At 72.5% G+C, this 24085-nt stretch carries 20 protein-coding genes and 1 pseudogene; 17 read left to right on the forward strand and 4 right to left on the reverse strand.

Annotated features, from left to right (window positions below; all coding sequences use genetic code 11):
* Positions 1-21: 21 nt before the first annotated feature.
* Positions 22-552 carry a hypothetical protein gene (locus ACZ4WH_RS03610; protein ID WP_468176181.1) on the reverse strand — a complete coding sequence of 177 codons (531 nt, stop codon included), beginning with the start codon at positions 550-552 and terminating at the stop codon, positions 22-24.
* A 278-nt stretch (positions 553-830) separates the two neighbouring features.
* Between ACZ4WH_RS03610 and fmt the strand changes: the two genes are divergently transcribed.
* From fmt to ACZ4WH_RS03655, 9 genes are all read left to right on the forward strand, one after another.
* Positions 831-1763: a methionyl-tRNA formyltransferase gene (gene fmt, locus ACZ4WH_RS03615; protein WP_468176182.1), complete on the forward strand. Its 933-nt coding sequence runs from the start codon at positions 831-833 to the stop codon at positions 1761-1763.
* A gap of 896 nt (positions 1764-2659) precedes the next feature.
* Positions 2660-4078 carry an RsmB/NOP family class I SAM-dependent RNA methyltransferase gene (locus tag ACZ4WH_RS03620; RefSeq protein WP_468176184.1) on the forward strand — a complete coding sequence of 473 codons (1419 nt, stop codon included), beginning with the start codon at positions 2660-2662 and terminating at the stop codon, positions 4076-4078.
* A gap of 156 nt (positions 4079-4234) precedes the next feature.
* Positions 4235-4921: a ribulose-phosphate 3-epimerase gene (gene rpe / locus ACZ4WH_RS03625; RefSeq protein ID WP_468176186.1), complete on the forward strand. Its 687-nt coding sequence runs from the start codon at positions 4235-4237 to the stop codon at positions 4919-4921.
* A 90-nt stretch (positions 4922-5011) separates the two neighbouring features.
* The gene (locus tag ACZ4WH_RS03630) at positions 5012-6055 is read left to right on the forward strand and encodes a sugar-binding transcriptional regulator (protein WP_468176188.1); all 1044 of its coding nucleotides are present in this window, start codon (positions 5012-5014) and stop codon (positions 6053-6055) included.
* Between the two features lie 123 nt (positions 6056-6178).
* A complete protein-coding gene (locus ACZ4WH_RS03635) occupies positions 6179-6610 on the forward strand; it encodes a guanyl-specific ribonuclease (protein WP_468176190.1) in 432 nt (143 codons plus the stop codon).
* Positions 6607-6951: a barstar family protein gene (locus tag ACZ4WH_RS03640; protein ID WP_468176192.1), complete on the forward strand. Its 345-nt coding sequence runs from the start codon at positions 6607-6609 to the stop codon at positions 6949-6951. Before ACZ4WH_RS03635 ends, ACZ4WH_RS03640 begins: the two co-directional genes overlap by 4 nt.
* A 128-nt stretch (positions 6952-7079) precedes the next feature.
* Positions 7080-8522, forward strand: a complete 1443-nt coding sequence (locus ACZ4WH_RS03645) for a GuaB1 family IMP dehydrogenase-related protein (RefSeq protein ID WP_468176194.1) — start codon at positions 7080-7082, stop codon at positions 8520-8522.
* A 403-nt stretch (positions 8523-8925) separates the two neighbouring features.
* Positions 8926-10413, forward strand: coding sequence for an amino acid permease (locus ACZ4WH_RS03650; protein WP_468176196.1), 1488 nt, complete (start codon positions 8926-8928; stop codon positions 10411-10413).
* A 27-nt stretch (positions 10414-10440) separates the two neighbouring features.
* Complete coding sequence (locus tag ACZ4WH_RS03655) at positions 10441-10893, forward strand: Lrp/AsnC family transcriptional regulator (RefSeq protein WP_014671501.1); 453 nt, start codon at positions 10441-10443, stop codon at positions 10891-10893.
* A 90-nt stretch (positions 10894-10983) separates the two neighbouring features.
* Here ACZ4WH_RS03655 and ACZ4WH_RS03660 read toward each other — a convergent pair whose 3' ends face one another.
* The gene (locus ACZ4WH_RS03660) at positions 10984-11724 is read right to left on the reverse strand and encodes a GntR family transcriptional regulator (protein ID WP_468176198.1); all 741 of its coding nucleotides are present in this window, start codon (positions 11722-11724) and stop codon (positions 10984-10986) included.
* Positions 11725-11928: 204 nt separating this feature from the next.
* Between ACZ4WH_RS03660 and ACZ4WH_RS03665 the strand changes: the two genes are divergently transcribed.
* From ACZ4WH_RS03665 to ACZ4WH_RS03695, 7 genes and pseudogenes are all read left to right on the forward strand, one after another.
* A complete protein-coding gene (locus ACZ4WH_RS03665; protein WP_468176200.1) occupies positions 11929-13086 on the forward strand; it encodes an ABC transporter substrate-binding protein in 1158 nt (385 codons plus the stop codon).
* Positions 13083-13964: an ABC transporter permease gene (locus ACZ4WH_RS03670; RefSeq protein ID WP_468176202.1), complete on the forward strand. Its 882-nt coding sequence runs from the start codon at positions 13083-13085 to the stop codon at positions 13962-13964. The genes ACZ4WH_RS03665 and ACZ4WH_RS03670 overlap by 4 nt, the downstream gene beginning before the upstream one ends.
* Positions 13949-14770 carry an ABC transporter permease gene (locus ACZ4WH_RS03675; protein ID WP_468176204.1) on the forward strand — a complete coding sequence of 274 codons (822 nt, stop codon included), beginning with the start codon at positions 13949-13951 and terminating at the stop codon, positions 14768-14770. The genes ACZ4WH_RS03670 and ACZ4WH_RS03675 overlap by 16 nt, the downstream gene beginning before the upstream one ends.
* Positions 14771-14778: 8 nt before the next feature.
* Positions 14779-15849 (forward strand): ABC transporter ATP-binding protein, encoded by a 1071-nt coding sequence (locus ACZ4WH_RS03680; RefSeq protein WP_468176206.1) that lies wholly within the window; start codon positions 14779-14781, stop codon positions 15847-15849.
* A 14-nt stretch (positions 15850-15863) separates the two neighbouring features.
* A pseudogene (locus tag ACZ4WH_RS03685) lies at positions 15864-17288 on the forward strand (HAD-IA family hydrolase).
* Between the two features lie 595 nt (positions 17289-17883).
* A complete protein-coding gene (locus ACZ4WH_RS03690; protein WP_468176208.1) occupies positions 17884-18672 on the forward strand; it encodes a carbon-nitrogen hydrolase family protein in 789 nt (262 codons plus the stop codon).
* 47 nt (positions 18673-18719) lie between these two features.
* Positions 18720-20417: a flavin monoamine oxidase family protein gene (locus ACZ4WH_RS03695; RefSeq protein WP_468176210.1), complete on the forward strand. Its 1698-nt coding sequence runs from the start codon at positions 18720-18722 to the stop codon at positions 20415-20417.
* A gap of 76 nt (positions 20418-20493) precedes the next feature.
* Here ACZ4WH_RS03695 and ACZ4WH_RS03700 read toward each other — a convergent pair whose 3' ends face one another.
* Together ACZ4WH_RS03700 and ACZ4WH_RS03705 are read right to left on the reverse strand one after the other, a co-directional pair.
* Positions 20494-21180, reverse strand: coding sequence for a DUF5995 family protein (locus tag ACZ4WH_RS03700; RefSeq protein ID WP_468176212.1), 687 nt, complete (start codon positions 21178-21180; stop codon positions 20494-20496).
* Positions 21181-21256: 76 nt separating this feature from the next.
* Entirely contained in the window at positions 21257-22660 is a 1404-nt protein-coding gene (locus tag ACZ4WH_RS03705; protein WP_468176214.1) for a uracil-xanthine permease family protein, read from the reverse strand.
* Positions 22661-22810: 150 nt separating this feature from the next.
* Between ACZ4WH_RS03705 and ACZ4WH_RS03710 the strand changes: the two genes are divergently transcribed.
* Positions 22811-24070 carry an alginate lyase family protein gene (locus ACZ4WH_RS03710; protein WP_468176216.1) on the forward strand — a complete coding sequence of 420 codons (1260 nt, stop codon included), beginning with the start codon at positions 22811-22813 and terminating at the stop codon, positions 24068-24070.
* Positions 24071-24085: the final 15 nt, after the last annotated feature.

Consider the following 24085-nt stretch of genomic DNA (forward strand, 5'->3'; position numbering starts at 1 on the left):
GGAGAGCAGGGGTGGGGGGTGTCAGCCGTTGCGGGGACCCGGGAAGGCCGTCGGGCGCGCGTCGTCGCGCAGTGTCGGGCTGCCCGCCGTCGGCTGCGTGGGCATGGACCGGGCCGCGGGAACCGTCGGCAGCCCCGTGTTCGCATTGATCGTGCGGGTGCCGGACGGCTCCGGCGTCCGCTCCGCCTCCGCCGCCTGGGCCGCGGCGCGGCGGGCGCCGTACCGGCGGTGCACCGCCTGCTTGGTGACCCCGAGCGCCGAGCCCACCGCGTCCCACGAGAAGCCGAGCGAGCGGTCGAAGTCCACGGCGGCCGTGACCAGGGTTTCGACACTGTCCCGGAGTTCCTGGGCTAGGCGGACCGTCGGGGCGGGGGCGCGTCCGTAGACGACGAAGCCCGTGGACGGGCCGGAGCGGCGCGGGCGGTAGACGTTGCCCAACTGGGCGGTGAGCGTGCGCAGCGCGTCCACCTGCCGGCGGACCCTCTCGATGTCCCGCACCAGCAAGTGCAGGCTGGCCCGGGCCTGGGCGTCGTGGGTTGCGTGGTCGGCCATGAACAAGCCTCTCGAACCGGCGTTGAAAGGAATTGGGCCGCGACAGCGGCCCGATGTGGTCAACTCTGTCTTGACCAACGCGCTGACGCTCCGCTGGTCACGGGGTGGGGGCGTACGGGCATATGCGTACGCCGTTCTCCCACCCGCGCACCCCCCGTTCCCAGCCGACCGGGAGGCCGGGAAACCCGTGGGGGTCGGTTCCGTCGGCGTCCCCACGCCCGTGGTCATAGACTGGTGCGCTGCCCGCCGACCCCCGCCCGAGAGGCCCCATCCCGCCCATGAAGCTCGTCTTCGCCGGTACCCCCGAGGTCGCCGTTCCCGCTCTGGACGCCCTGCTCGCCGCCGGGCGGCACGAGGTGGCCGCCGTCGTCACGCGGCCCGACGCGCCGGCCGGGCGCGGGCGCAGGCTGGTCGCGTCGCCCGTGGCCGAGCGGGCGGAGGAGGCCGGGATCGAGGTGCTGAAGCCGCTGAAGCCACGGGACCCGGAGTTCCTGGAGCGGCTGCGGGAGATCGCCCCGGACTGCTGTCCGGTCGTCGCCTACGGCGCCCTGCTGCCGAAGGCCGCCCTGGACATCCCCGCCCACGGCTGGGTCAACCTGCACTTCTCGCTGCTGCCCGCCTGGCGCGGCGCGGCGCCCGTGCAGCACGCCGTCATGGCGGGCGACGAGATCACCGGGGCGTCCACCTTCCTCATCGAGGAGGGGCTGGACTCCGGGCCCGTCTACGGCACCGTGACCGAGGAGATCCGCCCCACCGACACCAGCGGCGACCTGCTCACCCGGCTCGCCTTCGCGGGCGCCGGGCTGCTCGCCGCGACCATGGACGGCATCGAGGACGGCAGCCTGAAGGCCGTACCGCAGCCCGCCGAGGGCATCACCGTCGCGCCGAAGATCACCGTCGAGGACGCCCAGGTGGACTGGGCGGCGCCCGCGCTGCGCGTCGACCGGGTCGTGCGCGGCTGCACGCCCGCGCCCGGCGCCTGGACCACCTTCCGCGGCGAGCGGCTCAAGCTCATCCAGGTCACGCCCGTGCCCGAGCGGACGGACCTCGCGCCGGGACGGCTGGCGGTGGGCAAGAACAGCGTCCACGTGGGCACGGGGTCGTACGCCGTCGAGCTGCTCTGGGTCCAGGCCCAGGGCAAGAAGCCGATGCGCGCGGCGGACTGGGCCCGCGGGGTACGCACCGCGGACGGCGAGACGCTGGGCGGCTGACGTTTCGGGGCCGGTGAGCCTGGACGGCGGTGGCTGGGGGCCGGGTTCCGTGGGTGAGTCCGCGGGCGACGGTGGCTGACGGTCCGGGTGGCGCCGGTGATGCCGGGCGACTGGGCCCGAGAAGCGCGCCTCCCGGAGGGCGAGACGCTGGGCGGCTGACGTTTCGGGGCCGGTGAGCCTGGACGGCGGCGGCTGGGGGCCGGGTTCCGTGGGTGAGTCCGCGGGCGACGGTGGCTGACGGTCCGGGTGGCACCGGTGATGCCGGGCGACTGGGCCCGAGAAGCGCGCCTCCCGGAGGGCGAGACGCTGAGCCGCTGACACAGCGGACGGCGCCGGTGAGCCCGGACGGCGGCGGCTGGGGGCCGGGTTCCGTGGGTGAGTCCGCCGGGAACGGTGGCTGACGGTCCGGGTGGGACCGGTGATGCCGGGCGACTGGGCCCGAGAAGCGCGCCTCCCGGAGGGCGAGACGCTGAGCCGCTGACACAGCGGACGGCGCCGGTGAGCCCGGACGGCGGCGGCTGGGGGCCGGGTTCCGTGGGTGAGTCCGCCGGGAACGGTGGCTGACGGTCCGGGTGGGACCGGTGATGCCGGGCGACTGGGCCCGAGAAGCGCGCCTCCCGGACGGCGAGGCGCTCGCGGCTGACGCGCGGGTGACGTGGGGGTGAGCCTGGACGGCGGCGGCCGATGCCCGGGGCCGGACCGTTGAACCCCGGCAGCGGTTGGCCCCGCAGGCGGCGCCGGTGAGCTGGGCGGGGCGCGAGTGAGGCTGGGCGATGGTGGCTCGATTTCCCGGCGGCGTCGGGTGGCGGCGCAGGCGAGCCCGGGCGGTCGGGTCGGTGGTGGGGCGACGTACGCTGGAGGCGCATTCCCCTCTTCACACCCGGAGCACCTTTTTCGTGAGCGAGCAGTCCCGGCGGCCCCGCAAGCCCGCCAAGCCCTACCGGCGTCCCAAGAAGGACCCCGTCCGCATCCTGGCCTTCGAGGCGCTGCGCGCGGTGGACGAGCGGGACGCGTACGCCAACCTCGTGCTGCCCCCGCTGCTGCGGAAGGCCCGCGAGCAGGGCGACTTCGACGCCCGGGACGCCGCCCTCGCCACCGAGCTGGTGTACGGCACGCTGCGCCGGCAGGGCACGTACGACGCCGTCATCGCCGCCTGTGTCGACCGGCCGCTGCGCGAGGTCGACCCGCCGGTGCTCGATGTGCTGAGCATGGGCGCGCACCAGCTGCTCGGCACGCGGATTCCCACGCACGCGGCCGTGTCCGCCTCGGTCGAGCTGGCCCGGGTCGTGCTCGGGGACGGGCGGGCCAAGTTCGTCAACGCCGTGCTGCGGAAGGTGGCCCAGGACGATCTCGACGGATGGATCGAGAAGGTCGCGCCGCCGTACGACGACGATCCCGAGGACCACCTCGCCGTCGTGCACTCGCACCCCCGCTGGGTCGTCTCCGCGCTCTGGGACTCCCTCGGCGGCGGCCGGGCCGGGATCGAGCGGCTGCTGGCGGCGGACAACGAGCGGCCCGAGGTGACGCTCGTCGCCCGCCCGGGCCGGGCCACCACCGAGGAACTCCTCCGCGAGGACGCCGCCGTACCCGGGCGCTGGTCGCCGTACGCCGTGCGGCTCGCCGAGGGCGGTGAGCCGGGCGCGGTCGAGGCCGTGCGCGAGGGGCGGGCCGGCGTCCAGGACGAGGGCAGTCAGCTGGTCGCCCTCGCGCTGGCGAACGCCCCGCTCGACGGCCCCGACGAGAAGTGGCTCGACGGGTGCGCCGGGCCGGGCGGCAAGGCCGCGCTGCTGGCCGCCCTCGCCGCCGAGCGCGGGGCCGCGCTGCTCGCCTCGGAGAAGCAGCCGCACCGGGCCGGGCTGGTGGCCAGGGCCCTGCACGGCAACCCGGGGCCGTACCAGGTCATCGCCGCCGACGGCACCCGCCCGCCCTGGCGCCCCGGCAGCTTCGACCGGGTGCTGGTGGACGTCCCGTGCACCGGTCTCGGCGCCCTGCGCCGCCGCCCCGAGGCCCGCTGGCGTCGCCGCCCCGACGACCTCGACAACTTCGCCCCGCTCCAGCGCGGCCTGCTCCGCACCGCCCTGGACTCCGTCCGCGTCGGCGGCGTCGTCGGCTACGCCACCTGCTCCCCGCACCTGGCGGAGACCCGAGCGGTCGTCTCCGACGTACTCAAGCAACGCCCGGACACCGAACTGATCGACGCCCGCCCCGTCCTGCCGGGCGTACCGGACCTCGGCGACGGCCCGGACATCCAGCTGTGGCCCCACATCCACGGCACGGACGCGATGTACCTGGCATTGATCCGCAGAACTGCATGACGCCGGGCAGGACGGCGCGCCCCGAAGAAGCGCGGGGCTGTACCGATACGCGGCTGCGCCGGGTGGGCGCGAGCAACCCACGACGGCCCGCAGCCGAACCACAACCTCCAGGGACCGGCGCTACAGCCCAGCGCAGCGGCATGGCAGGCTTGGGTCATGGCCGTGCAGATCAACCCCAGCATCCTGTCCGCCGACTTCGCCCGCCTCGCGGAGGAGGCCAAGGCGGTTCAAGGCGCCGACTTTCTCCATGTCGACGTCATGGACAACCACTTCGTCCCGAACCTCACGCTCGGCGTGCCGGTGGTGGAGTCCTTGGCGCGTGCGACGGACACCCCGCTGGACTGCCACCTGATGATCGAGGACCCCGACCGGTGGGCGCCCCAGTACGTCGAGGCGGGGGCCTCCTCCGTCACCTTCCACGTGGAGGCCGCCGCCGCACCGGTGCGCCTCGCCCGGGAGATCCGCGCCAAGGGCGCCCGTGCCTCCATGGCGCTCAAGCCGGCGACGCCGATCGAGCCGTTCGAGGACCTGCTGCCGGAACTCGACATGCTGCTCATCATGACGGTGGAGCCGGGCTTCGGCGGCCAGGCGTTCCTGGACATCATGCTGCCGAAGATCCGCCGCACCCGTGAGCTGATCAAGAAGCACGGTCTGGAGCTGTGGCTACAGGTCGACGGCGGTGTCTCGGCCTCGACGATCGAGCGGTGCGCGGACGCGGGAGCGGACGTGTTCGTCGCCGGCTCGGCAGTCTACGGCGCGAAGGACCCGGCGGAGGCCGTACGTGCCCTGCGCGCCCAGGTGGAGGCGGCCACCGCCAAGGCGTCCTGGGCATGCGACCACTGAGCCACAGCCAAGTGAACGGTTAAGTGAACGGCGCCCATCAGGGCAGATCAGTCGCCCCGAATCTGCAAGGATGAACGGCGAATCCAGAGTGTGAACAGCAGTGAGGAGATCGCCGTGTCGGGTATGTCGGCGGGCCGGTCAGCCATGCGGATGGGACCCGCTGAGCTGGTGCAGGCGGCGGCCATGGCCCGCCGCTTCTACCTCGAGGGCAAGTCCAAGATCCAGATCGCGGAGGAGTTCGGCGTCAGCCGCTTCAAGGTGGCCCGGGTCCTGGAGACGGCCCTCGAACGGGATCTCGTACGCATCGAGATCCGTGTGCCGGCCGAACTGGACGCCGAGCGCTCCGACGCGCTCCGCGCCCGCTACGGCCTGAGGCACGCCGTCGTGGTCGAGTCGCCGGCCGAGGCCGAGGAGACCCCCGACCCCGAGAACCTCGGCGAGGTCGCCGCCGACCTGCTCGGCGAACTCGTCAACGAGGGGGACGTCCTCGGGCTGGCCTGGGGCCGGTCCACCATCCACATGGCGGCGGCGCTCGACCGGCTGCCGCCGTGCACGGTGGTGCAGCTGACGGGCGTGTACGACGCCGGGACCGCCGAGCGCGGCTCGGTGGAGGCCGTCCGCCGGGCCGCCCAGGTGTCGGGCGGTGACGCGCACCCCATCTACGCGCCGATGCTGCTGCCGGACGAGGCCACCGCGGCGGCGCTGCGCCACCAGACCGGGATCGCCCGGGCCTTCGAGTACTTCGACAAGGTCACGGTCGCCTGTGTCTCCATCGGCTCCTGGGAGCCGGGCATCTCGACCGTGCACGACATGCTCAGCGACGAGGAGCGCGCGCACTACGCCTCGCTCGGGGTCGCCGCCGAGATGTCGGCACACCTCTTCGACGCCGACGGGCGCCGGATCGGACGGGACCTGGGGGAGCGGTGCATCACGGTCAAGGCCGACCAGCTGCGCCGTGTCCCGGAGGTCGTGGCGATCGCGGGCGGGCAGCGCAAGGCCGCCGCGATCGACGCGGTGCTGCGCTCCGGGCTGGTCACCAGCCTGGTGACCGACACCTCGGCGGCCGACTACCTGATGACGGCGGGCCCGACCCCGAAGCCGGCGCTCAGCCGTCAGGACCCCGACGGAGTCTGACGCCAGCCGTCAGGCCTCGACGGAGCGCGCTGAAGTTCCGACGGAGTCCGACGGAGTTCCGACGGAGTCCGCCAGCGGGTCGCGGCGGGTTCGTGACGGGACGGCCGTGGCAGCATCGTCCGCATGCTGCCACGGTTCGTCCCCCGTGCTCTCGCCGGGCTGCTGCTCTGTCTCGCCGTTCTCCTGGCGGGGTGCTCCAGCGGTTCCTCACCGGCCTCTCCGAGCACGAGTACGGCCTCTCCGAGCGCGAGTACGTCCACCCCGCCCTGGGCCGCGGGCATGGCCACCGTCCAGGAGTCCCGGCTTCCGGCCGAGGCCCGCAGGACGCTTGCCCTCATCGACAAAGGCGGCCCCTTCCCCTACGCCAAGGACGGGACCGTCTTCGGGAACTTCGAGGGACGTCTGCCTGAGCACCGGCGCGGCTACTACCACGAGTACACCGTGCCGACCCCCGGCTCGCACGACCGCGGGGCCCGCCGCCTCGTCACCGGGCAGGGCGCGGAGATCTACTACACCGATGATCACTACGAGTCGTTCCGGGCGGTACTGAGATGAGCGAAGACCTGACCGGCCGTTTCGTGGTCGCGCTCGACCTCGACGGCGTCACGGACAAGGCCGGCCTGATGGACCGCGCCGCCCGGGCCCTGTCGCTGCCCGACTGGTTCGGCCGCAACTGGGACGCGCTGGCCGACTCCCTGTCCGACCTGTCCGTGTGGCCGGAGGAGGCCGAGGGCAGAGGGCTCCTGGTCGTCGTACGCGGCTGGGAGGGCTACGCGAAGGCGCGGCCGTGGGAGTGGGAGACCGCCCAGGAGGTCTTCTCGCAGGCCATGCGCGTGATGCCGTCGCTCACCGTCGCCCTCGCCCTTGGAGGAAGCTTGGAGGAAGCTCCCAGGTGATCGGCGACGACCCTGGACGATCTGTCAGGGCATGACACCGGCACCGACATGGGACAATGAAGTACGTGCTCTTTCCCCCTGGCACACCTGTCAGGGGGTCGCCTCTGATCGACTGGGATGTGCAGCACGTGCGTTTCCTCAATGACATCCAGCCCGCGTACGACCTGACGTACGACGACGTGTTCATGGTGCCGAGCCGCTCCGCGGTCGGCTCGCGTCAGGGCGTGGACCTCGCCTCGCCGGACGGCACGGGCACCACCATCCCGCTCGTCGTCGCCAACATGACCGCCATCGCCGGCCGCCGCATGGCCGAGACGGTGGCACGCCGGGGCGGCCTGGTGGTCATCCCGCAGGACATCCCGATCGACGTCGTCACCGACGTGATCTCCTGGGTGAAGAGCCGCCACCTGGTGCTGGACACCCCGATCGTGCTGGCCCCGCACCAGACCGTCGCCGACGCCCTGTCGCTGCTGCCCAAGCGGGCGCACAACGCCGGCGTGGTCGTGGACGAGAACCACCGGCCCGTCGGTGTCGTCACCGACGCCGACCTGTCCGGTGTCGACCGCTTCACCCAGCTCGAAGTGGTCATGTCCAAGGACCTGCTCCTGCTGGACGCCGACATCGACCCGCGCGAGGCCTTCAACACCCTCGACCAGCACAACCGCCGCTACGCCCCGGCCGTCGACAAGGACGGCAAGCTCGCCGGCATCCTCACCCGCAAGGGCGCGCTGCGCGCGACGCTGTACACCCCGGCCGTGGACGCCAACGGCAGGCTGCGGATCGCCGCCGCCGTCGGCATCAACGGCGACGTCGCGGGCAAGGCCAAGCAGCTGCTCGACGCGGGCGTGGACACCCTCGTCATCGACACCGCGCACGGCCACCAGGAGTCGATGATCAACGCGATCAAGGTGGTGCGCGCGCTCGACCCGCGGGTGCCGATCGCCGCGGGCAACATCGTGTCCGCCGAGGGCGTCAAGGACCTGATCGACGCGGGCGCGGACATCATCAAGGTCGGTGTCGGGCCGGGCGCCATGTGCACCACCCGCATGATGACCGGCGTGGGCCGCCCGCAGTTCTCCGCCGTCCTGGAGTGCGCCGCCGAGGCGAAGAAGTACGGCAAGCACGTCTGGGCCGACGGCGGTGTCCGCCACCCGCGCGACGTGGCCATGGCGCTCGCCGCGGGCGCGTCCAACGTGATGGTCGGCTCCTGGTTCGCGGGCACGTACGAGTCCCCGGGCGACCTCCAGCACGACGCCAACGGCCGTGCCTACAAGGAGTCGTTCGGCATGGCCTCCGCGCGTGCCGTGGCCAACCGCACGTCCGACGAGTCCGGCTACGACCGCGCCCGCAAGGCGCTGTTCGAGGAGGGCATCTCCACCTCCCGCATGTTCCTCGACCCGGCCCGCCCGGGCGTCGAGGACCTGATCGACTCGATCATCGCGGGCGTCCGCTCCTCCTGCACCTACGCCGGTGCCGGGTCCCTGGAGGAGTTCGCCGAGAAGGCCATCGTCGGCATCCAGAGCGCGGCCGGCTACGCCGAGGGCAAGCCGCTGCACGCCAGCTGGAACTGATCCCCCGCTCCACACCGACGGCCCCCGTCCTTCCCGCCTGCGGGAACGACGGGGGCCGTCGGCGTGTCCTGCACCGAGCAGGAAGCCGGCGAGGAAACCGACGAAGCCGACAAGGAAACCGGCGGCAAACGGGACCCATGAGACTCGTGTGCAACGGTCGACAGGTCGCGCGCAACGATCTGTCGTTCCGCCCGGATGAACGCAATGATCATGCGGGGATGCGCAAGGTTGCTGCATTACGCCCGTGAAGCCCCGCCTCGTAGGGTGCTGCGCTAGTACGTGGCGTGCGGGGACCCCGCTCGGTGGGTTCCTGCCCTCGCAGGCTCCACCGGTCCCCGCCCACGAGGGCCGGCGATCATGCCGGCCCGTCCCGCAATCACCGGCAGCGATAAGGAGCCAACGCGTGCTCGACCAAGGCGCACCCCCGCACAACCAGATATCGGCCGCCCCCGCGTCCCCGGGCGTCGCCGCGCGCCTCATGCGTCGCAAGCCCGTGGAACACCTGGTCGCGGAGGGCGGCCACGGTGAGGGAGGGCAGCTTCGGCGCTCCCTCGGGCTGTGGCAGCTGACCATGATCAGCATCGGTGCGACACTCGGCACCGGCATCTTCGTCGTCCTCGGCGACGCCGTTCCCAAGGCCGGTCCCGCGGTCACCCTGGCCTTCGTCATCGCCGGTCTCACGGCGCTGTTCTCGGCCCTGTCGTACGCCGAACTGGCCGGCAGCATCCCCGTCGCCGGCTCCTCCTACTCGTATGCGTACGCAACGATGGGCGAGCTGGTCGCCTGGGTCTGCGGCTGGTGTCTCGTGCTGGAGTACGGCGTGTCGGTGGCCGCGGTCGCCGTCGGCTGGGGCGAGTACCTGAACGAGCTGCTGGACGGCACCATCGGGGTCACCATCCCGGCCGCCCTGTCCTCGGCGCCGGGCGAGGGCGGCATCATCAACCTGCCGGCCCTGATCGTCGTCCTGCTGGCGATGGTGTTCCTGCTCGGTGGCGCGCGGGAGTCCGCCCGCGCCAACACGATCATGGTCTGTGTGAAGATCGCCGCGCTGGTGCTGTTCTGCGCGATCGGCGTCATGGGCTTCAAGTCCGGCAACTACGCCGACTTCATGCCGCTCGGCATGACCGGGGTCAGCGCCGCCGGTGCCACGCTGTTCTTCTCGTACATCGGCTTCGACGCCGCCTCCACCGCCGGTGAGGAGGCGAAGGACCCCAAGCGGGACCTGCCGCGGGCGATCATGCTGTCGCTGATCATCGTGACCGCGCTGTACGTGCTCGTCGCGGCCGTCGCCGTCGGTGCCTGGAACTGGAAGAAGTTCGACGGCTCCGAGGCCTCCCTCGCCGGGATCATGAACGACGTCAGCGGTCAGACGTTCTGGGGCACGCTGCTCGCGCTCGGCGCCGTCATCTCCATCGCGAGCGTGGTGCTCACCGTGCTCTACGGCCAGACCCGCATCCTCTTCGCGATGGCCCGCGACGGCCTGGTGCCGAAGGCGCTCGGCAAGATCCACCCGAAGACCGGCGCGCCCCGCCTCAACACGGTGATCGTGTCCCTCTTCTGCGGTGCGCTCGCCGCCCTCATCCCGCTGGGCAAGCTGGTCGACGCCACCAGCATCGGCACGCTGTTCGCCTTCGGCCTGGTCAACATCGCGGTGATCGTGCTGCGGGTCAAGCGGCCGGAGCTGGAGCGCACGTTCAGGGTGCCGTTCGGCCCGGTCCTGCCGGTGCTGGGCTTCCTGTTCTGCGCGTACAACATGCTCAGCCTCGACACCATCACCTGGGTGGTCTTCGGATTCTGGATGGCCGCCGGGCTCGTGTTCTACTTCCTCTACGGCTATCGCCGTTCCCGTCTCGCGGCCGATGACGCTCTCGCGGTGACGGCAGAGAAGTGACCGGACCGAAGAAGTGAACCACCCCCTGTGCTGAACGATCTCGACGAACGCATCGTGCACGCCCTCGCCGAGGACGCCCGCCGCTCCTACGCGGACATCGGGCAGATGGTCGGCCTGTCCGCGCCCGCGGTGAAGCGGCGCGTGGACCGGCTGCGGGCCACCGGAGCGATCACCGGATTCACCGTGCGGGTGGATCCGGCGGCGCTCGGCTGGGAGACCGAGGGGTTCATCGAGATCTACTGCCGGCGGAACACCTCGCCGGAGACGATCCAGCGGGGGCTGGAGCGGTACCAGGAGGTCGTGGCCGCGTCCACCGTCACGGGGGACGCGGACGCGGTCGCGCAGGTCTTCGCGTCCGACATGCGCCACTTCGAGCGGGTGCTGGAGCGGATCGCGGGGGAGCCGTTCGTGGAGCGGACCAAGTCGGTGCTGGTGCTGTCGCCCCTGCTGAGGAGGTTCTCCTCGGGGGCGCCGGGGTAAGCGCGGATCACAGCCCGGGGCGTCCGGTGGTGGGCCGGGTGCGGGTGCGCCGAGGTTCCTCGCGCAGTTCCCCGCGCCCCTTCGGGCGCTCTACTCCGCCGTCTTTCGCGCCAGCGCGTTGTTCCCCAGGGAATTTCGCACGCTGAAGCTCACCGCGTCCGGTCGGTACCGGTCGTCCGACCACTCCACCGGGCGCCCCTCCCGGGTGGTCGTCACGCGCCGCACCCGCAGCAGCGGACTCGTGCGGCGTACCCCCAGCAGCTCGGCGTCGCGCGCCCCGCAGGCGACCGCGTCGATGATGTGCTCGCCGTAGGCGAAGACCAGACCGGTGTCGTCGTACAGGCGCTGCGTGACGGACGGGCAGTCGGGCTCGATGGACTCCACGGCGGGGGAGATCCAGTCGGTGTACACCGTGCGCTCCAGCAGCACCGGCTCGCCGTCCAGGCCGCGCACCCGCAGGACGTGCAACACCGGTGTGCCGACGGCCAGTTGGAGGCGTACCGCGTCCTCGGCGGTCGCCGGGCGGTACTCCTGGGACACCACACGGCCGGTGGCCTCGCGGCCCATCGCGCGGGCCCACTGGGCGAAGCTTCGCAGTTCCTCGAAGCTCTGGCTGCGGCGGCTGGCCAGCACGACCCGGCGGGCGCCCTGGCGGGAGCCGATCAGGCCCTCGGCGGTCAGGGCCGCGACGGCCTGGCGGACCGTGCCGCGTGAGACGCCGTAGTGCGCGGCCAGCTCCGACTCCGAGGGCAGCCGGCTGCCGACCGTGTACTCCTCGCGGTCGATCGCGCGCCGCAGCTCGTCGGCGATCTCCTCGTGTCGCGCCGTCATGCTTCCCCTCTGCGTAGGCGGCTGTGCACAGCGTGACCAGCCTAATCGACGTCCGGAGGTGATCCGTGTCAGCCGGAAGTGTGCAGGCAAACACGGGTCCGCGTTTCTCGGGCGTTCATGGACCGGACATCGGCGGCGGGCGTACTGAGGCCGACTTGTTCAGACAAGTTCTTCCTCCCGCCTCATGCGTCCCCTGGAGAGACCGTGCCCGTGTCCCCGAGAAGCGCCGTCCTCGGCGGCTCCCTCGCCGTCGTCGCCGCCCTCGCGCTGAGCGCCTGCGGCGCCGCCCCCGACAACGCGTCGACCACCACCAAGGACGGCAGGAGCGCCGCCACCGCCACCTCCGCGGCCGACTTCGGCGGCCTGGACGCCCTGGCCGAGGCGGCCAAGAAGGAGGGCACGCTGCACGCCGTCGCGCTCCCGCGCGACTGGGCCAACTACGGCGCCCTCATCGACGGCTTCCAGAAGAAGTACGGCATCAGGATCCAGGTGGAGAGCCCCGACGGCTCCAGCCAGGACGAGATCAACGCCGTCACCTCCAGGAAGGGCCAGGACCGCGCCCCCGACGTCCTCGACCTCGGCAGCTCCTTCGCGCTGAGCGCGGCCCAGCAGGGCCTGCTCGCGCCGTACAGGGTGGCCTCCTACGCCGACATCCCCGAGGGCCAGAAGGACCCGAAGGCCCGCTGGTACAACGACTACGGCGGCTACATCTCCATCGGCTGCGACGCCAAGCGGGTGAAGACCTGCCCGACCAGCTTCAAGGACCTGCTCAAGCCCGAGTACAAGGGCCAGGTCGCCCTCAACGGCAACCCCACCAAGTCGGGCTCCGCCTTCGGCGGCGTCTACGCGGCGGCCCTCGCGAACGGCGGCTCCTTCGACGACATCCAGCCCGGCCTGGACTTCTTCGCGAAGCTGAAGAAGAACGGCAACTACACCCCCGTCGAGTCCACCCCGGCCACCGTCGAGAAGGGCGAGACGCCGATCTCGATCGACTGGGACTACCTGAACGCCGGATACGCCGACGAGTTCACGTCCAAGGGCGTCGACTGGAAGGTCGCCATCCCGAGCGACGGCCAGTACGCCCAGTACTACTCCCAGGCCGTCAACAAGGACGCCCCGCACCCGGCCGCCGCCCGCCTCTGGCAGGAGTACCTGTACAGCGCCGAGGGCCAGAACCTGTGGCTCAAGGGGTACGCCCGCCCGGCCCTGATGGCCGCCATGGAGAAGGCCGGCACCCTCGACCGGACGGCCGCCGCCAAGCTCCCGAAGGTCACCGGCACGCCCGCCTTCCCGACCGAGGACCAGCAGAGCAAGGCCAAGACGGTCCTCGCGCAGGGCTGGGGGAAGGCCGTCTCCGGATGACCGCCGCCCTCACCCGCGCGGACGTGGCGCCCGTCGCTTCGGCGAAGCGGCGGCGCCGCGCCCCCGGCTGGCTCGCCGTCGTACCGCTGCTGGCCTTCACCGCCGTCGCCTTCGGGCTGCCCGCCGTCGCCGTCCTCGACGGCGCCTTCACGGTGGACGGCCGGTACGGCGCCCAGAACCTGACCACCTCGCTCCAGGGGCCGTACCTCACCGCCCTGCTCGGCAGCGTCAGGCTCTCCGCGATCTCCGCCGCCCTCGGCGCCCTGCTCGGGCTGCCCCTCGCCCAGGCCGTGGTCAGCTCCCGCTCCCGCGCCCTGCGCGAGGCCGTACTGACCGCCTCCGGCGTCCTCGCCAACTTCGGCGGGGTCCCGCTGGCCTTCGCCTTCGTCGCCACCCTCGGCAACGCCGGCGTGCTGACCGTGCACCTCGGCCTGAAGGACAGCGGCTGGGACCTGTACAGCTTCTGGGGCCTGGTCCTCGTCTACCTGTACTTCCTGGTCCCGCTCATGGTCCTCACCATCACGCCCGCGCTGGACGGCCTGCGCTCCCAGTGGCGCGAGGCCGCCCTGAACAACGGCGCCACCGGCGCGCAGTACTGGCGGCACGTGGCCCTGCCCGTGCTCGCGCCCTCCCTGCTCGGCGGGCTCGTCCTGCTGTTCGGCAGCGCCTTCGCCGCCTACGCGACCGCCGCCGCCATGGTCGGCAGCGCGGTCCCGCTGGTCACCCTCCAGATCGCCGACGCCCTCTCCGGGAACGTCCTGGTCGGCCAGGAGAACGTCGCCCTCGCCCTCAGCCTCGACATGGTGCTGGTGGCGGGCCTGGTCATGGCCGTGTACCTGCCCCTGCAACGCCGGAGCGCCCGATGGCTCGACGCCTGACCCCCTGGCGGTGGGCCGTCCTCGGCCTCGCCGCGCTGTACTTCCTGGTGCCGCTCGCCGCCTCCGTGGTCTTCACCGTCGACGTGCCCGGCCACGGCGTCGGCTTCGACGCCTACACGAAGATCCTGTCCACCGACGGCTTCGTCTCCAGCCTGCTGCTCTCCCTGGAGCTGGCCGTGGCCACCATCGCGGCCGTGCTGCTGCTGATGGTGCCCGCCGTGGTCGCGCTCCGGCTCGGTGCGCCCCGGCTGCGGCCGGTGGTGGAGGTGGTGTGCTCGCTGCCGCTCGTGGTGCCGCCGATCGCCTTCGTCGCCGGGATCGTCAGCGTGCTGAAGTGGGGCCCGGAGCACCTCTCCCGCACCCCGCTGTTCCAGACCTTCGTGGCGATCCAGAACCCCGACTTCCCGGTCGTCCTCGTCCTCGCCTACGTCGTGATGGCCCTGCCCTTCGTCTACCGGGCGCTGGACGCCGGCCTGCGCGCCATCGACGTCCGCACCCTCGTGGAGGCCGCCCGCAGCTGCGGCGCCTCCTGGCCGCAGGCGCTCGTCCGGGCCGTCCTGCCCAATCTGCGCGGGGCGCTGCTGAACGCGGGCTTTCTGACCCTGGCCCTGGTGCTGGGCGAGTTCACCGTCGCCCAACTGCTCGGCTACCAGCCCTTCGCGGTGTGGATCTACAACGTCGGCGGCTCGCAGGCCCAGATGTCCGTCGCCGTCTCCGTGCTCAGCCTGCTCGTCACCTGGGCCCTCCTCCTCGCGCTCGCCGGTGCCGGCGGCGGACGCGCCCGAACCGCTCCTTCCCGGGGATGACACACACCATGACCGCCACCCTGCCAGAGACCCGTCTCCAGGCCGCCACCGTCGAATTCCGTTCGCTGCGACGGGAGTTCGGCGCCACCGTCGCCCTCGACGGACTCGACCTGACCGTCCGGCCGGGGGAGTTCCTGGCCCTGCTCGGCCCCTCCGGCTGCGGCAAGACCACCGCGCTGCGCATGCTCGCCGGCTTCGAGCACCCCGACGCCGGCGCGGTTCTGGTGGACGGAGAGGACGTCACCCACGTCCCGGCCCACCGCCGCGACGCCGGGATGGTCTTCCAGTCGTACAGCCTCTTCCCGCACCTGAACGCCGTCGACAACGTCGCCTTCGGGCTGCGCATGCGCGGGGTCCGTACGGCCGAACGCCGGGCCCGGGCCGCCGAGTTGCTGGAGCTGGTCGGGCTCGGCGACAAGGGCGAGCGGTATCCGCACCAGCTCTCCGGCGGGCAGCAGCAGCGCATCGCCCTGGCCCGCGCCCTCGCCCTGCGCCCGCGCGTGCTCCTGCTCGACGAGCCGCTGTCCGCGCTGGACGCCAAGGTCAGGCTCAGCCTCCGCGAGGAGATCCGCCGGCTCCAGCGGGAGCTGGGCATCACCACCCTGTTCGTGACGCACGACCAGGAGGAGGCGCTGTCGGTCGCCGACCGCGTCGCCGTGATGCGCGCCGGCCGCCTGGAACAGTGCGCCGAGCCCGCCGAGCTGTACGGCCGTCCCGCCACCGCCTTCGTCGCCGAGTTCGTCGGCACCATGAGCCGGATTCCGGGCGAGCTGACCGGTGGCACGGTCGCCGTGCTCGGGCAGCGGCTGCCGGCCGACGGTGCGGTGCCGGACGGTGCCGTGGACGTGCTGGTGCGGCCCGAGGCCGTCCGGGTGCGCGCCGACGAGCGGGGCACTGCCCGGATCGTCGCCACCGCCTTCCTCGGCGCGGTCGTCCGGGTCACCGTACGGCTCGCCGACGGCACCGAGGCCAAGGCCGACCTGCCCGCGCACGAGGCCGCCGGGCTCGGCGCCGGAACCGCAGTGACCGTGTCGCTGCCCGAGCGGCCGGTCCTGGTGGCCGAACGTATCCAGAAGTGAGGAACCACCCGTACATGACCCCCCACACCGCCCCGCAGGCGGTTCTGTTCGACATGGACGGCACGCTCGTGGACACCGAGCGCCTGTGGTGGGAGGCCGTCGAGCAGGTCGCCGGGCGCCCGCTGACCGAGGCCGACCAGCCGGACGTGCTCGGCCGGCCGGTCGAGCACACCGCCGTCTGGCTCGGCGCGGTCACCGGCCGCCCGGTCGCCGACCTCGCCGCCGGCCTGCACCGCGCGTTCGCCGGGCGCGTCCGCACCGGGATCGTGCCCCGGCCCGGCGCCCTGGACCTGCTGGACGCGCTGGCCGCCGCCGGCATCCCCACCGCCCTGGTCACCGCGTCCCCGCGCGCGGTCGCCGACGTCGTCCTCGACGCGCTCGGCGCCGGACGCTTCGCGGTCTCCGTCACCGCCGACGACACCGCCCGCACCAAGCCCGCCCCCGACCCCTACCTCGACGCCTGCCGCGCCCTCGGCGTCGACCCCGCGGCCTGCGTGGCCGTCGAGGACACCGAGACCGGCGTGGCCTCCGCCGAGGCCGCGGGGTGCGCCGTACTCGCCGTACCGTCCCTCGCCCCGATCGGCGCGGCGCCCGGCCGGACCGTGCGGGACAGCCTGGCCGGGGTCACGCCGGCCGAGCTGGGCCGGATGCTCGCGCCCGAGCCGCGCGTCATGAGCTGGAACCTCTGGCTCGGCTGAAGGTGATCCTGGAGAGCGGTGCCGACGTCGTCGGACTCCAGGAGAACGCCGGCACCGCCGCCCAGGAACTGGCCGAGGCCCTGGGCTGGCACCACCACCGGGCCGGCGAGAACCTCGGGCTGCTCAGCCGTCACCCGATCACCGCCCGCTTCGGCGACCCGGACGTCGGCTTCTACGGCGCGGCGGGCGTCCGTGTCCGGGTGGCCCCCGGTCGCGAGGTCGACGTGTGGACCGCGCACCTGCACCACACGCCGTACGGCCCTTACGAAGCCGGCTTCGACGGGCTGCCGGCGGCCGAGCTGGTCGCCCACGAGGGGGTGCGGCTCGCGCAGCTGCGAGACGCGCTGCGCCGGATCGCCGAGTCGTCGCGCGACGGCGTGCCGGTCGTCCTCGTCGCCGACTTCACCTGTCCTTCGCACCTCGACCGACCGGACGTGCCGTGGCCGGTGACGCGGGCAGCCGAGGAGGCGGGGTTCGCGGACTCCCACCCGGGAGGCCAACCCCGACCCCGCCGCCGCTCCCGGCCACACCTGGTCGCCGATCCACCCCGTGCACGAGGACGGCAGCGGGCGGCCCGAGCCGCAGGACCGGATCGACTACGTGCTGCACCGGGGCCTGACCGTGCGCGACGCCCGCACCGTCGTCACGGGCACCCCCCGCCACTGGCCGAACGCGGCCGACAACGACTGGCCGTCGGACCACACGGCGCTGCTCACCACCTTCGGCCTGCCTCGGGCGTAGCTCAGGGGTGATGGGGGCGGGGACCGTCCGGCAGGAGGTGGCGGTCCCGTAGGGGGTGGCCGTCCGGCAGGGGGTGGCTCCCCACGGTTCGTGCGCGGGCCCTGGTCAGCCTTCGCCGGTGGCGACCCTTGGACCACGCGGCGGTGCTCACCACCTCGGCCTGCCCAGGGGGCGTAGCTCAGGGGAGGATGGGGGCGGGCCGTCCGGCAGGGGTGGCGGTCCCGCAGGGGGGGCCATCCAGTAGGGGGTGGCCGTCCGGCAGGGGGTGGCTCCCCACGGTTCGTGCGCGGCCCCTGGTCAGCCACCGCCGGTGGCGAGCCTCGACCTCGCGGCGGTGCTCGCCGGCTCGGCCCGCCTCGGCACAGCCAGGGGTGGGGCGCGGGGCAGCCGTCCCGCATCGGGGGCTTCCCGCCGGTCAGGCGCGGAGCCCGTCGACCGGTACCCCGTACCCGGGCGCGCAACGAATCGCCGCCCGGTGCCTCCTCGACGCAACGAACCGCGCACCGGCGCGCAACGGCTCCTTCTTGTCCGGCCGAGCGCGGCGACCGTACCGTCTTTCTGGCCCCCCAAACCCCCGTTCCGGTGAGGATGACGCATGCGCACCGCCCTGCTCCAGAGCTCCGGCCGCCCCGGCTCGATCGCCGAGAACCTCAAGGTCCTCGACGAGGCCGCGGGCCGGGCCGCCGCCGCTGGCGCCGGGCTGCTGGCCGCGCCGGAGATGTTCCTCACCGGGTACGCGATCGGCGACGACATCGCCCGCCTCGCCGAGCCCGCCGACGGTGACTCCGCCGACGCGATCGCCGAGATCGCCGGCCGGCACGGCGTCGCCCTCGCCTACGGCTACCCGGAGCGCGCCGGCGACACCGTCTTCAACTCGGCCCAGCTGATCTCCGCCGACGGCACCCGGCTCGCGAACTACCGCAAGACCCACCTCTTCGGCTGCTTCGAGCGCGACCACTTCACGCCGGGCGAGCGGCAGGTCGTCCAGGCCGAGCTGAACGGCCTCACCGTGGGCCTGCTGATCTGCTACGACGTCGAGTTCCCGGAGAACGTCCGCGCCCACGCCCTGGCCGGCACCGACCTCCTGATCGTGCCGACCGCGCAGATGCACCCCTTCCAGTTCGTCGCCGAGTCGATGATCCCGGTGCGTGCCTTCGAGAACCAGATGTACGTCGCCTACGTCAACCGGGTCGGCCAGGAAGGCGAGTTCGAGTTCGTCGGCCTCTCCGTCCTCGCCGGTCCCGACGGTGTCGCCCGCACCCGCGCCGGCCGCGCCGAGCAGCTGGTGCTCGCCGACGCCGACCCCGCGTTCCTGGCCGCCTCCCGCGAGCACAACCCGTACCTGAAGGACCGCCGCCCCGGTCTGTACGGGTCCCTCGTCTGACACCCGAGCCTTCCCCGAACCACCCCCGCGCAAGGAGTCCGTACCCCATGACGTCCACGGTGCCCAACGCCGTCGAGCACACCGACGAGCAGCAGCCGCCGATCACCATGTTCGGCCCGGACTTCCCCTACGCCTACGACGACTTCCTCGCCCACCCGGCGGGCCTCGGCCAGGTCCCGGCGACCGAGCACGGCACCGAGGTCGCGATCATCGGCGGCGGCCTGTCCGGCATCGTGGCCGCCTACGAGCTGATGAAGATGGGCCTCAAGCCCGTCGTCTACGAGGCCGACCAGATCGGCGGCCGGCTGCGCACGGTCGGCTTCGAGGGCTGCGACGACTCGCTGACCGCCGAGATGGGCGCCATGCGCTTCCCGCCGTCCTCCACCGCGCTCCAGCACTACATCGACCTGGTCGGCCTGGAGACCAGGCCGTTCCCGAACCCCCTGGCCGAGGCGACCCCGTCCACCGTGGTCGACCTCAAGGGTGAGTCGCACTACGCCGAGACCATCGACGACCTGCCCCAGGTCTACCGGGACGTCGCCGAGGCCTGGAACAAGTGCCTCGAAGAGGGCGCCGACTTCTCCGACATGAACCGCGCGATGCGCGAGCGGGACGTGCCGCGCATCCGGGAGATCTGGGCGAAGCTGGTCGAGAAGCTGGACAACCAGACCTTCTACGGCTTCCTCTGCGACTCGGAGGCCTTCAAGTCCTTCCGGCACCGCGAGATCTTCGGCCAGGTCGGCTTCGGCACCGGCGGCTGGGACACCGACTTCCCGAACTCCATCCTGGAGATCCTCCGCGTCGTCTACACCGAGGCCGACGACCACCACCGCGGCATCGTCGGCGGCTCGCAGCAGCTGCCGCTGCGCCTGTGGGAGCGCGAACCGGAGAAGATCGTCCACTGGCCGTACGGCACCTCGCTCGCCACGCTGCACGAGGGCGGCAAGCCGCTGCCGGCCGTGACCCGGCTGCACCGCACCGCCGGCAACCGGATCACCGTGACGGACGCGAACGGCGACATCCGCACGTACAAGGCGGCGATCTTCACCGCCCAGTCCTGGATGCTGCTGTCCAAGATCGCCTGCGACGACTCGCTCTTCCCGATCGACCACTGGACCGCGATCGAGCGCACCCACTACATGGAGTCCAGCAAGCTCTTCGTCCCGGTCGACCGGCCCTTCTGGCTCGACAAGGACGAGGAGACGGGCCGGGACGTCATGTCGATGACGCTCACCGACCGCATGACCCGCGGCACCTACCTGCTGGACGACGGCCCGGACAAGCCCGCCGTCATCTGCCTGTCGTACACCTGGTGCGACGACAGCCTGAAGTGGCTCCCGCTGTCCGCGAACGAGCGGATGGAGGTCATGCTGAAGTCGCTCGGCGAGATCTACCCGAAGGTCGACATCCGCAAGCACATCATCGGCAACCCGGTGACGGTCTCCTGGGAGAACGAGCCCTACTTCATGGGCGCGTTCAAGGCCAACCTGCCCGGCCACTACCGCTACCAGCGGCGCCTGTTCACGCACTTCATGCAGGACCGGCTGCCCGAGGACAAGCGGGGCATCTTCCTCGCCGGCGACGACATCTCCTGGACGGCCGGCTGGGCCGAGGGTGCCGTCCAGACCGCGCTGAACGCGGTCTGGGGCGTCATGCACCACCTCGGCGGCGAGACGGACGCGGCGAACCCGGGTCCGGGTGACGTCTACGACGAGATCGCGCCGGTGGAGCTTCCCGAGGACTGACCCGGGAGACGGACCAAGGCGCGGGCGGCCGGCCCCGGATGCCGGCCGCCCGCGCCTTTTCCATCCCGCTGGAGTCTCAGTCGGCCAGCGGTGTCAGCAACATCCGGCCCGCGAACCCCACCGCCGCGTCCAGCCGCTCGGTGAACTCCCCGGCCACGTCGGCGCAGTGCCGCAGCGCCCACAGGGCCCGGGCCGCCGCCCAGGTCGCGTCCCGGGCCCGCTCCAGGCTCCAGGAGCCCAGCAGGTGGGTGAGCGGGTCGGCGATCTGGAACAGGTCGGGGCCCGGCATCAGATCCTCGCGGATGCGCTCCTCCAGCGACACCAGGAGATCGCCCACGCGGTCGAACTCGTCCTCCAGATCGGCGGGTTCGCAGCCGAGCGTGCGGCAGGCGTCGACCACGGCCAGGGCCAGGTCGTGCCCGATGTGCGCGTTGATGCCCGCCAGCGCGAACTGAAGCGGCCGTACCCCGGGATGGCGGCGGAACTGGAACAGGGGACGCCAGCAGGCGGGCGGGCGGCGGTCCGCGGCGGCCGTGTCCACCGCCGCCAGATAGCGCTCGGCGAACCGCACGTCCAGTGCGGTCGCCGCGCGCGGGTCCGGGAACTCCCCGGCGTCGAGGCGCCGGTCGATCTCCTCGGTGACGGCGAGGTAGACCCGGTTGAACACGGCGACACCGTCCCGTGGGGGCAGGGCCGCGTCCAGCGCGCGCATCCGGGCGACGACGGTGTCGACGGGGGCGGTGAGGTGTTCCAGCTGCACCATGGGGGAAGGGTCCCAGCCCGGGGCCGGTCGGCGTGCCGACCGGCCCGGTGCTTCGCCGGAACGGGGGAACGCCGGACTACGACTCGGCGCGCGGCGCCGCCGCGTCCGCCTCCGTGTCGTAGGAGGACGTGCCCTCGTCCAGCAGCGGCTCCTGCTTCTTCAGGTGGGCCGGGGCGAAGGCGCGCAGCGCGTGGTAGCCGGTGATGACGACCAGCGTGCCGAGGGCGATGCCGCTGAGCGAGAAGGTGTCGGTGAACTTCATGGTGACGTTGCCGACGCCGATGATGATGCCCGCGGCGGCCGGGACCAGGTTCAGCGGGTTGCGCAGATCCACCTTGGCGTGGAGCCAGATCTGGGCGCCGAGCAGGCCGATCATGCCGTAGAGGATGACGGTGATGCCGCCGAGCACCCCGCCGGGGATCGCGGCCACGACCGCGCCGAACTTGGGGCAGACGCCGAAGAGCAGCGCGAAGCCGGCGGCGGCCCAGTAGGCGGCGGTGGAGTAGACGCGGGTCGCGGCCATCACGCCGATGTTCTCGGAGTAGGTGGTGTTGGGCGGGCCGCCGACGGCCGTCGACAGCACGGAGGCGACGCCGTCCGCCGAGATCGCCGTACCGAGCTTGTCGTCCAGCGGGTCGCCGGTCATCTCACCGACGGCCTTGACGTGGCCCGCGTTCTCGGCGACGAGCGCGATGACGACCGGCAGCGCGACCAGGATCGCCGACCACTGGAAGGACGGCCCGTGGAAGGACGGCAGGCCGATCCAGTCGGCCTTGGAGACGCCGGACAGGTCCAGGCGCCAGTGGTCGGTGAGCTTGCCGCTCGCGTCCACCGAGTGGATTTTGCCGAAGACCCGGTCGGACGCCCAGGAGAGGCCGTACCCGAAGACCAGGCCCAGGAAGATCGCGACGCGGGACCAGAAACCGCGCAGGCAGACGACCGCCAGACCGGTGAAGAGCATCACCAGCAGGGCCGTCCACTGGTCCTGCGGCCAGTAGGTGGACGCGGTCACCGGGGCCAGGTTGAAGCCGATCAGCATGACCACCGCGCCGGTGACGATCGGCGGCATGGCGGCGTGGATGATCCGCGCGCCGAAGCGCTGCACCGCGAGGCCGACGAGGAACAGCACGACACCGACGACGAGGACCGCGCCGGTCACGGTCGCGCTCGTGCCGCCCTGGGCGCGGATGACGGCGGCCACGCCGACGAAGGACAGGGAGCAGCCGAGGTAGCTCGGCACCCGGCCGCGGGTGGCGAGCAGGAAGATCATGGTCGCCACGCCCGACATCATGATCGCCAGGTTCGGGTCCAGGCCCATGAGCACGGGGGCCACGAAGGAGGCGCCGAACATCGCGACCACGTGCTGGGCGCCCAGGCCCACGGTGCGGGGCCAGGACAGCCGTTCGTCGGGGCGTACCACCGCTCCGGGCGCGGGCGTGCGCCCGTCACCGTGCAGCTTCCAGCGCACGCCGAGATCCATGAGGGGTTTCGCTTTCTCTGTACGTGAAGAGGGTCCGAACCATTGTCAGGGGTACCTGGCGGCTCTACGCTCACACGGTCCTCCTCGTGAACTGCGTTCACATACCTGATCGAGTCCCTGATCGGGTCGAGCGAAGATCGGAGTGCCTGAATGAGTGGAAGACCCCGAGCGGCCGCGCTCCTCGCCGCCGTGGTGGCCTTCGGAGCCCTGCTCGCCCCCTCCGCCCACGCGGCACCGCCCAAGGCCCCGCGCACCGCGGTCCTGGACGGCGTCCGACTCCAGCAGACCCGGGCCCGCCTGCCCCACGACCCCCGGCTCCGGCACGCCCTCGCGGACCTGACCACCCGCGCGGACGGCTGGCTTGACCAGGGCCCCTGGACGGTCGTCGACAAGCCGAAGCCCGCCCCCGGCGGCGACGTCCACGACTACCTGAGCCAGGCCCCCTACTGGTGGCCCACGACCGCCCCCACCGCCGACAACCCCTGGGGCTGCCCGTACGTCCAGCGCGACGGCCAGCGCAATCCGGAGGTCGACACCGGGACCGACCGGCAGGACGTGGAGAAGGTCTTCGACGCGACGTACGACCTCTCGCTCGCCTGGTACTACACCGGCAAGCGGAGCTACGCCGAGAAGGCCGGGCAGATCCTGCGCACCTGGTTCCTCGACCCGGCCACCCGGATGAACCCCAACCTGAACCACGCCCAGTTCATCCCGTGCAAGTACGACGGCCGGGCCATCGGCGTCATCGACTTCTCGCAGTCCTACACCAGCGTCCTGGACGCGCAGGCGATCCTCGCCACCGGCGCACCCGGCTGGACGGCCGCCGACCGTACCGCGATGACCCGGTGGAACGAGGACTTCCGCGACTGGCTGAAGGACAGCGACTTCGGCCGGCAGGAGGGCGCAGCCGCCAACAACCACGGCACCTTCTACGACATGCAGCTCGCCGCCCTCGCCTACGCCACCGGCGACACCGCGCTCGCCCGGCGGACCGTGCTGGACGCGCGCGCGAAGCGGATCGACCCGCAGATCGCGGCCGACGGCAGCCAGCCCCAGGAACTCACCCGCACCCGCAGCTGGCACTACTCGACCTTCGACCTCGTCGCCTACACCCGGCTCGCGGCCATCGGCCGGCACGTCGGCGTGAACCTGTGGGGCTACGCGGGGCCGGACGGGCAGACCCTGTTCAAGGCGGTCGACTATCTGCTGCCCGCCGCGACCGGCGCCGCCGCCTGGCCGCACCCCGAGCTGGAGTTCCACCGCTACGCGGCGGCCGACGTCGTGCACGCGGCGGCCGACGCCGGTGACCCGCTGGCGAAGGCGGCCGTGCCGAAGCTGGAGGCGCCGCCCGGGGGAGACCTCTGGGCGCTGCGGCCCGCCACCGAGCAGCTGGACTCGATAGCGGGCTGACCCCCGCTGACCTGG

This window comes from Streptomyces sp. NPDC029138 (assembly GCF_055564375.1).